Origin of the sequence: Lentihominibacter hominis (assembly GCF_014385065.1) — a bacterium.
Lineage (GTDB): Bacteria > Bacillota > Clostridia > Peptostreptococcales > Anaerovoracaceae > Lentihominibacter > Lentihominibacter hominis.
Window position 1 is genome coordinate 470090 of the sequence record NZ_JACRTA010000001.1, and the last position, 12602, is coordinate 482691.

General features: G+C 39.9%; 8 protein-coding genes. 1 reads left to right on the forward strand and 7 read right to left on the reverse strand.

From position 1 onward, the window contains the following. Positions 1-27 precede the first annotated feature (27 nt). From H8692_RS02235 to H8692_RS02255, 5 genes are all read right to left on the reverse strand, one after another. Positions 28-495 (reverse strand): pyridoxamine 5'-phosphate oxidase family protein, encoded by a 468-nt coding sequence (locus tag H8692_RS02235; protein ID WP_177267603.1) that lies wholly within the window; start codon positions 493-495, stop codon positions 28-30. Between the two features lie 27 nt (positions 496-522). After that, positions 523-2958 (reverse strand): ABC transporter ATP-binding protein/permease, encoded by a 2436-nt coding sequence (locus H8692_RS02240; protein WP_187524905.1) that lies wholly within the window; start codon positions 2956-2958, stop codon positions 523-525. Positions 2959-2960: 2 nt separating this feature from the next. Further along, positions 2961-5198 (reverse strand): ATP-binding cassette domain-containing protein, encoded by a 2238-nt coding sequence (locus tag H8692_RS02245; RefSeq protein WP_177267601.1) that lies wholly within the window; start codon positions 5196-5198, stop codon positions 2961-2963. A gap of 235 nt (positions 5199-5433) precedes the next feature. After that, positions 5434-6981: a UDP-N-acetylmuramoyl-L-alanyl-D-glutamate--2,6-diaminopimelate ligase gene (locus H8692_RS02250; RefSeq protein ID WP_346727722.1), complete on the reverse strand. Its 1548-nt coding sequence runs from the start codon at positions 6979-6981 to the stop codon at positions 5434-5436. Between the two features lie 83 nt (positions 6982-7064). Next, complete coding sequence (locus tag H8692_RS02255) at positions 7065-8630, reverse strand: chloride channel protein (protein WP_187524906.1); 1566 nt, start codon at positions 8628-8630, stop codon at positions 7065-7067. Between the two features lie 169 nt (positions 8631-8799). Between H8692_RS02255 and H8692_RS02260 the strand changes: the two genes are divergently transcribed. Next, positions 8800-9993: a BaiN/RdsA family NAD(P)/FAD-dependent oxidoreductase gene (locus H8692_RS02260; protein ID WP_187524907.1), complete on the forward strand. Its 1194-nt coding sequence runs from the start codon at positions 8800-8802 to the stop codon at positions 9991-9993. 29 nt (positions 9994-10022) lie between these two features. On the opposite strand, the gene H8692_RS02265 is transcribed toward H8692_RS02260, so the two are convergent. Continuing rightward, positions 10023-10910 (reverse strand): 2-oxo acid dehydrogenase subunit E2, encoded by an 888-nt coding sequence (locus H8692_RS02265; RefSeq protein ID WP_187524908.1) that lies wholly within the window; start codon positions 10908-10910, stop codon positions 10023-10025. Between the two features lies 1 nt (position 10911). Next, positions 10912-12591, reverse strand: coding sequence for a class I adenylate-forming enzyme family protein (locus H8692_RS02270; RefSeq protein ID WP_187524909.1), 1680 nt, complete (start codon positions 12589-12591; stop codon positions 10912-10914). Between the last annotated feature and the right edge of the window lie 11 nt (positions 12592-12602).

Here is a 12602-nt window from a genome sequence, read left to right on the forward strand (position 1 = left end):
TAAATCAATCCCGGCATACTGTTTATATCAGCAGCCCGCCTTTCCTGTAATATGATCTATGGTTATCTCGGCCATATAAATTTTATCCATAGCCGCATCCAGATATTCCATACCTCCCTTTTCATATCCCTTGGAATATTTCTTCACTATATGGATATGTGTTTTCCTCATTTCTTCAGGATCATCTATTAGCCTTACTGTTCCAAAAGCAATCACACTGACATAAAGAGTATTATAAGCCTCCGGAATAATATTATCCTGGGATATCACAGTAAAACTTACTTTAGGATCAGCCTTAAGCAACTCCACCTTGTATCCTTCTTTGGAGCAATGAAAATATATTTTTCCATCGGCATAAGCATAACTTAAAGGCACCCCGTAAGGATAACCGTTATCACCCTTTACAGACAGAACACCATTGGTACAGGTATTCAGTATCTCACTCACCCTATCTTCATCCAGCTGCTGATCTTTCAGTCTCATAGCCCTAAACATAAAGCCCTCCTTTACTTTTCTCATATCTTAATTGACATCTGTCCTACTGAGTATGGCCGCCGGTGTTTTCCTAATAGTCCTAAATACAGGCAAGAGTCCGAACAGAAAATTGAGTCCATATATAATAATCAGACATATGCCCATTGTCCACGGAGTTACCAGAAACAGATCACTGAAATATGCCATATGAGAAAGCTTATACAAGCAATAAGACATCAACGCAAACCCCGGAAGACTTGCTATCGTTGTTATGGCAAATATTTCACCTATAAACATCTTATATATATCCGATTTTTTCACGCCTATAGCCCTGTATACACCGACTTCTTTTACTCTTGAAAGGAATGATGCTCTTATTATAAGGTATATCTCAATAAAGGATATTATCAGTATCACACCTGACATAACAAGAGTCGAAAATATAGACGACCACATCTGTTTCCTGTACTGTGTCTCGCTTTCAGCATAAGTATCTTTCACATTGACTTTATCTTCCCTGAACTGCTTCATAGCAGCAGCCTTATCTACAGGACACATAGTCACGTTTGACTTACTCCTTATTAAATCATACTTCACAGTATTATTATTTACAAGCATAAAATCACTGTCGTTTTTATCCTTATAATATCCTACTGCCTTGAGTTTTTTATCATTAACTTTCTGGGATATCTCTTTGTTCAAAGGCATATTATCCTTATTTTTTTCATTTACAACAACTTCATAATCATTGACAGGCCACCGGCCCTTAGTAAGGCTCACATCTGAGGTCTTCAAAGTATAATCTATCATTCCTGAAGAAGCTTCGGCAGCATCTCCTTCCATACCCGCATCTTCTTCCGACTGAGCGTTTGCCAGAATATTTACAAACATATCCCGGCTTGCATATATGCATGGGCTTTTCAAATCTGAAACTCCTACTATGGTGAAATCTGACATATTAGTTACCGGCACCACTCCGCCTACAAAGCTTTTCACAGTTCCGTAACCTGCAGACTTAGTCATCTGGTCTTCTATTACCTTATCCAGCACTAGTTTATCAACTACTATCTCACTGCTGTTTTCAGGAAGTCTTCCGTATATAATATCCCCTGCTGTAAGCTTTCCGCTGTCAGACAGAGATCCGCTGAGCTGAGCCGATGAATACTTGGTCTGAAAATAATCATCAAAGGGCATAGAAAGAGTAACCTTTGAATCTCCCGGCATTATATATTTTAAGTTATCATCGTTTTCATACTTCTGATACGTTTCTACGCTCGTCTTCTTGCTGACCAATGTTATATAGGACTTATCCACAGTCACAAACTCGTCATCGGTTATATTCATAACGCCAAATATATTGCTGATAGAATATGTTATAAACATTGACGAAATCAGAAATCCCACAAGAAGGATTTTTTTAAGTATGTTATAATCCATAACCGTTTTAAATCCTTTCTTCAGCATCGAAAAAGGATTTAAAATGGAACGATACTTACGCACTCCTTTGGTTTCAAGCCTGTTTACATCAAAATTACTCTCAGTCTGTTCCTCTCTTGTCATCTTCCTATAATGAGCATCTACAAACTCTATGCTTGAATTATCATCTACGACTTCAATCCTGTCTTTATCTGACTTGGCCTTTATATAAATATTACCGTTTCTGACTACTATATCAAGCTTTATATCGCCTTCACTGTCATTATAAAAATCTATATCATATCTGCCGTTGTTTAATCTTTTATGCTCTTTTATATCTCTGAGATATATTTTGTTTTCTACCCTATAGTCAAGACCTTCCGAATTATGATTGACCTCGTCTGACATCACTTTGCCGTCCAGAAGTTTTATAATTCTGGATGCATAAAAATCAGCCAGCTCTTCTTCATGAGTCACTAAAATAACCAGCTTCTCTTCTGATATTGACTTTATTATATTCATTACCTCAAGAGTATTTTTACTGTCCAGATTTCCCGTAGGCTCATCGGCTATGACCACCGCAGGATTTTTCACTATAGCTCTGGCAATCCCTACTCTCTGCCGTTCTCCACCTGAAAGCATATCCGCATACCTGTTTCTGTATCTGTACATGCCCACTTTTTCAAGAACATAATTTACTTTATCCTCTATTTCTTTCCGATCCTTAACGCCTACCATTCTAAGAGCTATAGCCACATTATCAAACACAGTCATATTGTCTACCAGATTATAATTCTGAAATATATATCCGATATTCAGATTCCTTATTTTGTCTACTCTGCCTGATGTCCTTCCTGTTATCTTCTGACCATTTACAAATACACGTCCTCCATTGACTTTATCCAGGCCCCCTATGACATTAAGCAGCGTTGTTTTCCCGCATCCGCTTGGCCCCAGAAGAGCCACCAGCCCTTTGCTTTCCATATGAAGAGAAGTTTCGTTTATAACATGGATCTCATTCTTCTTGCTTTTATTAAAATATTTATTAACACTCTCCAGTCTTACCATGATTAGTCCTCCTCTCTATATGTACCCATAGCCGTTTTCTTGAAAAGACTTCTGGCAAATTTCCCTGATATGAGATATGCCATTAAAGATAAAACAACATACAAAACTATATAGTCTGTTATCCTCATATATTGTACAAGATTAGTAATATACTGAATATTTATCAGGCCTGTATTTACTGATATGACACATGCCAAAAAAACAGCATAAGCTATATTCACAATCAGCAGCATTTCCACATCCAAAATCCTTCTTATATTTCTCTTGGCAAGCCCAAGCATCCTCAATATACTGAAATATGCCGATCTTGATTTTAATATGAGTCTTATCACAAAGTAAGCGATAAAGAACAATGCTACTATAAGGATCACAGTCATCGGAACTCTGATTATAGATGTAAGTTCATTGAACATGTTTATCAGTATGTCCTTAAGAGGAAGAGTTACATACCCCATCGTACTCAAAGCTTCCAGTGTCTGATCCATTTCCTTGACGTCCTTTACATATACGGAAGCTTGAAAATTCCCTTTATTAAACAGTGTATCATAATCGGCTTGATTCACATATATCGTTCCGTTATTGGAATCATAGTCCGACACGCCCGTCTTTTTTTCAAAAGTTTTTTTGTTATAAGTATCGGAAACTTTCAGATCCACTGACTGCGTATAAAATATATTCTCTGCCGTTACGGTTATCGTCTTGCCTTTAGCATCGCCTTTATCATAAAAATTATTTATCTCCTCCGAAGCAATGGCTTTTCCTGACTCCACATGACTGTTCGGTACTATTCTGTAAAAGGCATTGCCTTCCTGATACTGCTGTTCTTTGCCATTTATGGAAGTCCTGACAGTACTGTTATAATTATAAGTCTCTGTCAGCATGGTACTCATAAGCTGGTCCGACGCAAACAGATCTCCCGAATACATAAAGCTATTGCTGCTCTGCGGCTTATACGCAAAGCCTACTACCGTCACATTCAGTTCTTTATCCTCGCCCAGATTTATCTTGAAACTCTTTTCAAGAATCCTCTCCAACATTCCCGTATCAAAGTCATCCTTTACGGCAGTGAATATCACCTCATTATCTGCCTCAGGCAACCTTCCTGCAACCAGAGGTTCATCGAACTCACCCAATGACTTAGGGTAAACTTCATAAGAAAACTCATTGTCTTCTATGTAAAGAGGCACATCCAGAAGAATATCATTTGCTGATATGGACTCTACATTGGAAACGTTACTTATAGCCCTGAAATCATCTTCTGTAAAAGCTGAACCATCTGTTTTTTTCAGAACTACTCGGTCTTCACTGTAATTGTAAAAATACTCGTTATATCCCAGCTTATCCTCTTCTTCCTCCTGATTTCGAAAAGTTGTATACTGTGATGTCACAGAAAAAACCACAAACAGAAACACGACAAGCATAAGCATAAACTTTGGAAAAATATTAAAGGTATTCCTTACTCCCAATCTTACTTTACTTCCTGCTGTTATGTCCTTATCAATACGTTCAGATTCTGATGCCATCTGCGTGATCCCACTATCTGAATATACCGCCTGAGCATCTGTGTTTATATAAAGATCTTCTGCCACATTACCGTCATGCATCTTTATCTTTCTTGTGGCATATTGAGCAAACTGATCATAATTATGAGTCACAACGATTACCAGCTTATCATGAGCGATCTCACTTAGAAGCTCCACGATACCTTCAGCAGAAACGCTGTCCAGATTCCCTGTGGGCTCATCAGCAACTATTATGTCCGTATCCTTTGCCAGCGCTCTTGCTATAGCCACTCTCTGTTTCTGCCCGCCCGAAAGCTTTGATACTTTTGTCCTGGTATATGGTTCAAGACCTACACGCCTTATTATATCGGGAACTCTTTTCTTTATTTCTTCTCTGGAATAACCGTTTACAAGAAGAATCAACTCTACATTCTGATATACAGTATAACTGTTTACAAGATTGAAATGCTGAAATATGTTACCTATATACTTTTTTCTGTACTCCTCAAAATCTGAAGCCAGATAATGACTCGTCTCTTTTCCGTCTATATACATTTCGCCTTCTTCATATGAATCCAGCCCTGAAATGACATTGAGAAGAGTTGTTTTGCCACTGCCGGACTCGCCGGTAATCACCACAAATTCTCCTATATCAAAGGTAAGATTGACTTTTGATATTCCGCTGGCGATCATGCCTTTACTGTAATAGTATTTTGAAACATTTTTTAGCTGTATCACTACAAAATACCTCCTTATAAATAGAATTATAACATATGGCATATATCAGTGCCATTAATTAACTGCTTACACTTTTTTAAGAATTTATTAAGGATCAGCAATAGGATAAATAAGCCTTGTACAAATGCTCTGCAAAAAATAAATAAACGGCATAGTTTTAAAACTGTGCCGTTTAATAAAACATTTCCGGTTTCGCCTTTTTATCATTAAGCAGACATAGTCTGAAAGGGTTTACTCAGATCAATCTCACAGCATTTTTCATCTGTCGTTTTCCGGTCCTTATCTCCGAGACTATCTCACGTATCGCCTCATGTTCTGAAAAATGGTATTTCACACCTTCTATTTCTACATAATCCTCGTGACCCTTCCCCAGCATTATAATCATATCCCCCGGTTGGGCATTTGTTATAGCATAGGCTATAGCCTCTTTGCGATCTTCAATCTCTATATATTTGCCGCTGCTTCTGGCAAGCCCTTCTTTAATATCATTGTTTATGTCAGATACTTTTTCAAAGCGAGGATTGTCGCTTGTCAAAATACTGAGATCAGCCAGCTGGCCGGTTACCTCACCAATATCATATCTTCTCACTTTGGAACGGTTCCCTCCGCAGCCATATACTGCGATAAGTCTTGTTGGCTTATACTGCAGCAGCGTTTCTAAAACGCTTCTGGTACTAACCTCATTATGCGCATAATCTATGATAACACTGAAATCCTTTGAAACAGGAATCATTTCAACACGCCCTTTAACCTGAACATCTTCAAGACCTGCAAGAATAGATTCATCGGAAATCCCCAGTTTACTGCATACAGCCATTGTAGTAAGCGCATTATATACGGAAAATTTTCCCGGGATGTGTATTTTTGCCTGACAATTCATCAATCCGGATGTTTTAAAACTCATTCCCAGACGCCCATCCTCATTGAGAAACTTTATATCATAAGCTTTAAGATCGGCCTCTTTTTCAGCTGAAAATGTAACTACGGAACATGTATGCCTCTGCAATATCTGTTCCGCATACTTATCATCTATATTGATTATGCCGGTATCGCACTGTCTGAACAACATGCTTTTGCAGCTGAGGTATTCCTCAAAATCCTCATGCTCAGCCGGACCTATATGATCAGGAGATAAATTGGTAAATACTCCATAATCAAAAATGATACCTGCAGTTCTGTCAAGTTTGAGTCCCTGAGAGGAAACTTCCATCACCATATACTGACATCCTGCTTCTACCATCTCAGCCATGGATTTGTGTATCTCATATGATTCAGGTGTAGTATTTTTCGCAGGAATAATCTGATCGCCTATCACAGTAGCTATAGTACCTATGAGACCGGCTTTTCTGCCCGCCTGTTCTATTACATCTTTAATGATATATGTGATGGTGGTCTTGCCTTTCGTTCCGGTCAGCCCTATAGTCGTCAGCTTGCGGGCAGGATAGTCAAAATATGCTGCCGCCATATAAGCCAGCGCTTTTCTGGAAGATTTTACCTGTATAACCGTTATGGCTTTCGGTACATCTTTTAAATCTTCAGTCCTCTCTACAACTATTGCCGACGCTCCCTTTTCCACAGCATCAGCAATATACTTGTGACCATCGGTAACTGCTCCTACCAGACACACAAATACAGAACCGGGGACCACCTTTCTGGAATCGTAAATTATATCTTCCGCGCGGACATCCAGCTCTCCCTGTACGATGGTATACTCAACATTTTCACAAAGCTTCCTCAACTGCATAATAAACCTCATTTCTTTGAAATTCCACTGTTCTGCCAATTATTCTTTATCGTATATTATCGTCTCATTACCTGAACCTTATTCTCATTGTATGAATTGACCGCTTCAGATGTTCTTTTCTGTCAAAATCCTCTGCACAGTTCCTCCATCTTCTCATGTACAGCTGCCATATCTCTCTCATCAGTCATAGTTACTATGATATCCCCGGCAATCAGCTTTGTCTTTCCTTTAGGGATAAGTTCCCTTGCTCCCCGCTGTATTGCCACAAGAAGACAATTATCGGGCCAATGAACATCCTTTATAAGACATCCGTCCGGCTTAGACCCTTTTTTGACAACAAAATTACTCAATATCTTCTGCTTTACATTATTATCATCCTGAGATGTATCTCCGTTCTTTTCTATCAATCTTTCCAAAAGGCTTTCATATATAGGTCTTGATCCCAGAAGTGTAGCCACTATGTAAGCCACTACAGAAATAGTTGATAATGACAGCATATGACTCATATTCCCCGTCATCTCAAAAATAAGAATTATACCTGTAAGGGGCGCTCTGACTATAGCAGAAAAATAACCCGCCATAGAAATCAATACAAAATTATTCACATATATAGGATCAAGCCCAAAAAATTCAACACCTGTCTTTGCGAATGCCCCTCCTATAAATCCCCCTATCACCAACAGCGGAAAGAATATTCCCCCAGGCGCACCTGATCCGAAACTTAACGCAGAAAACAGAAATCTTCCCACCAATATAAATACTATAGTCCCAAGCACCATATCAGTATTAGTAAGCTGTTCTATGAGGTCATGTCCACTTCCCAAAAGCTCAGGAGCCGTAAATCCCAACGCTCCTGCACATAAAAACGGAATCATTATCTTTACTGTATGCCCCTCTGTCTTTATCTTACCGTAAAGAGCCTGAGCTTTTAACGTAAACCAGTTGTAAAAAGCTCCCAAAACACCTAAGATAATACCAAGCAATACGATCATCCAATAATATCTTATCGGTATAGAATCAACTATTTCAAATCTGAACACCGAATCAGTCCCCAAAACCAGCGTACTTAAAATATCAGCCGTCAGTGATGCTGTCATCACAGAAGTAAGTACAGATACCGAAAAATTCTTATGTATCTCTTCAAGAGAAAACATTACACCTGCCAAAGGAGCATGAAATGCCGCTGCAAGCCCTGCGCTTGCTCCGCAAGTTATAAGAAAATGTTCCTCTGTCTTCCCCCTGTCAAGCTTTCTGGAGACGCCTTTTCCTGCCATGGCTCCAAGCTGTATAGACGGGCCTTCCCTTCCCAGAGCCAGCCCTCCCAGCATACATAAAAACCCTCCGGCAAATTTAGCAGAAAGTACCCTCCACCAGTTCTGCTGAAGCTTACCGACAACTTCACCTTCTACCTGCGGTATACCGCTTCCTGATATGAGAGGTTCATAAGATAACAGCTTTCCTACAACAAAAGCCATCAGCACAAGCACAGCAAACCAACCTACCATATAAAACAGACTCCGAGATGCAAAATCAATTATGGATGTAAGCCATCGCCCGGCATTTTCCAGAGCTATTCTGTACAGAATCACTGTCACACCGGCAACTGCTCCTACAAGAATACCTTCTCCCACAAGTATAACTCTAAATCTGTCAGCTCGTTTAATCGTTCCCGATATATCTTTTTTCACATCATCCTCCGCTCTTTTTTTTAAGTATACTCTATATTGGGGCGAAACGCCAGTATATGTACACCTCGATATCATTTCTCTTTTTTTCTGACAAAAACAGAAAGATGCAAACCCATCCATAAGCAGGCTTCCATATGTTATAATAGTCCAAGAAAGGAAAGATACTGATATGATATATGACTGTATAATAACAGGGGCCGGCGCCTCCGGACTTTTCTGCGCCGCCTCCGTAAGCCATCCCCTCAAAGGACTTATACTTGAAAAATCAAAATATCCGGGTCTCAAGCTGCTGATGAGCGGCAGCGGCCAATGTAATATAACACATGCCGGGTCCATAAAAGATTTCATCTCCTGCTATGGTGACAACGGACGCAAAATCAGAAAATGTCTTTATAAATACAATAATATCTCCCTCATGGAATTTCTTAAAAATAACGGAATCAAAACAATAACACGTGATGACGGTAAAGTATTTCCCGCTTCTATGAACGCTCATCACATACTTGATATGCTTTTGGACAAAACAGAAAAAAACGGATTTTCCATTAACTTTGAAAGTCCTGTGGAAAATATAACAAAATGTGAACAAGGCTGGAAGATCTTCTCCGGAAGCAATAACTTCATCTGTAAAACGCTGGTAATTGCTTCAGGAGGATGCTCTTATCCATCCACAGGTTCAGACGGCTCTATGTTTACAGTCCTTAAACGTGATCTGAATCTGACATCAACTCGACTTAAACCAGCTCTTGCTCCCATACAGGTAAAAGCCTATCCTTACGGAGAACTTTCGGGAATTTCCTTCAAAAACAGCATTGTTACCATTCTCAATAAAGGGTATAAGAATATACAGAACTGCGGCGGGCTTCTGTTTACTCATAAAGATTTTTCCGGTCCGGCTGTACTGAATGTATCAAAATATGCATCTGCCGGAGATGAACTCAAGATAAATTATCTCGGTTCTCTCAGCTATGAAGATGCACTTCTCAGACTGAAAAAAGCGGCTCATAAAACTAATGCCGAGCTGTCAACCGTGATTTCGGAGGAATTCTCACTCCCCAAAAGGTTTTCCCGCCTACTTGAAAAACGATACGGAACCTCATTAAAAAAACTCGCCGGTCAGCTAACCGGTGAGTCCTTTGAGATATTATCCACATCAGGATTTAACAAAGCCATGTGTACCTGCGGCGGTATAGAGCTCTCTCAAATAAATCCTTCTTCAATGGAAGCTGTAAAAAATCCAAACATATTCATAATAGGAGAAGCTCTCGATATCGACGGAATCACAGGAGGGTATAACCTCCAATTTGCCTATTCCTCAGCAAATGCCGCCGCAGATCGCATCAGCAAGTTGCTTGTTCCATAAAAACCTAATCCCCAAAACAGCAGCGCTTCTTATTCTTCTCTTCCTGACACGCTTGTGCTTACAGGTCTTTCCAGCAGTTCCGGCTGCTCCAATATCTGTTCCAGTATTCGCAGTGACTTTGCAAAATAAAATCCGTCAGCTATTCTCTCATCAGCTGTAGCTCCCAGAGTTACCACATCTCTCACAGATACGTTACCCTGAAGATCTATGACCTGCTCTTTATGTATCTTTCCTATAGTTATAACAATAGAATTAGTTCCGTAATTATTCAAATGATGATAGGCAGCATTACATTTAATACTTCCCAGATTTGAAAGCAGCACAGTGGCATAATTGCTGTCTCCCCGACATATACTCTCCGGCATCCATCCGTGAAAATCCAGGAATCTGAAAATACACATAGCGAATCTCATAACACATCTTGGAAGTTTCGCCAGCTTATCCAACAGATCATTTATATCATTGCCGCCTTTCTCTCTGACTTGTGCAGCATCTCCTACAATCCTTTTTCTCATTTTTTCCAGAGTAGTCTCTCCTGTCACTTCAGTGATAAGCAAAGATTCCTCCGCATCATCTTCAAATTTACGTTTTACTATAAAAGCCAGCGTCATCTTATTTCGCTGGTAAAATCTTTTTCCTGATATGAATACATTAAGTTTCGGCCGGTGGTACATTATCTTAGCAACAGCTGTCGCCAGCACATGGAAAGGCGTTAGTTTCTCGGGATCATCCCTTCTGTTTCTGGCTTCTATATATCTCATCATATTTGTGACATCTATCGTCTCCTGTATATAGACCTCTGATTCACATCTCTGGGGCATCAGATACGGCATTATTCCATGAATACCGTCTATATCCTTTATCCATGTTCCGTCTTTTCTGTCGCCTCGTTTTCTTTTCTTCCGTGTCTTTTCCATGTCACCTTACGCTTTCATTTACTTCGTCCTCTAAAACCCTGTACGCAACTTTTCCCACTAATGTTTTAGGCAATTCTCTGCGAAATTCTATCTCAGAGGGAACTCCGAATCTGAACACCTTTTTTCTGCAGTTTTCAAGAATCTCTTCTTTTATTTTTTCACTAGGTTCTACGCCTTCTCTCAAAACAACAAAAGCTTTTACCTTATGCATCTTATACTTATCCGGAATCCCTATAGCGCAGGAATACATAACGTCAGGATGTGCATCTATGGCATTCTCCACCTGTGAAGGGTATATATTATATCCCGAAACTATAATGATGCGTTTCAGCCTCTGCCTAAAATATACAAAACCCTCCTCGTCCATCATTCCCATGTCTCCGGTATGAAGCCATATCCTGCCGTCGCCATGCGGTCTCAAGGTTCTTGCAGTCTCATCAGGATCGTCAAGATATCCTCTCATCACCGAAGGACCGCTTATACAGATCTCTCCGTCATGATTAGGCGGAAGCTTTTCGTTGGTGTCTACTTTTACTATCTTATAATATGTATCCGGAAAAGGTATTCCTATGCTGCCTTCCTTATAATAATCATATGGGGTCAGACAGCTGGCTGTCACACACTCTGTAGTCCCGTATCCTTCGCGTATCTGTATTGAAGAATTATGTTCCCTCAGAAATTCATCCACCTTTTTCTTCAGTTCTATTGACAGTGAATCTCCCCCACAAAACATTCCCCTTATAAATGACATATCAAAGCCCTGCAATCCGTCTGTTCTGAGAAGAGCTTCAAAAAGAGTAGGAACACCGGGAAGCACATTAGGTTTTTCCTTTTTTATAAGTCTGGCATAAGTCTCTACAGAAAACTGGGGAACCAATATACACGTACCCCCGTGAATCAGCGCAGTATGTATTCCTATGCCAAGTCCGAATCCATGAAAAAGAGGCATCACCGAAAGCATTCTCAATCCATCCAGTGAGAATCCCGCAGCTACTCCTGTCTGCAGCGCCAGCGCATTTAAGTTGAGATTAGTAAGCTGTATTCCCTTAGTCTTTCCGGTGGTGCCTCCGCTGAACAAAATCACAGCTTCATCATCATATTTATTATCAGGCTTTTCAGGGGCGCCTTTTTTATGTCCCTCCCTGACAAAATTACTCCATTTAAATACTGTTCGGCTGTCATACTTTATTCTTGTCTTGCCTTTGACCGTCAAAGGATACAGCGCATTCTTAGGAAATGGCAGTTCATCCTTTATGTCCGCCACTATAATCTTTATAGACATCCCTGTATTTTCCACGGCGCTCTTTATCTTTTCATAAAAAAGGTTCAATGTGACTATAGCCTTACTGTCAGTTTTCGACAGATAAAACTCTATTTCTTCGACAGCTGACAGGGGATGTATCATCACCGATACTGCACCTGCTCTGTTCAGAGCATAAAAGCTGTCTACGGCCTGAGGTGTATTAGGCATGCATATAGTAACTCTGTCACCCTTTCCTATACCTATCGAAGAAAAACCTCCTGCCACCGTTTCTATCTTTTTTACAAAATCTTCATACCTTGTCTTTTTCCCCTGAAATTCATAGGCTGACACGTCAGGTTTATTCCTTGCTGCCTTATATACCTCTTCATACATCAATGTATAGGGATAATCTATCGTCTGCCTTAAATGCTTCTCCATATATTGATACC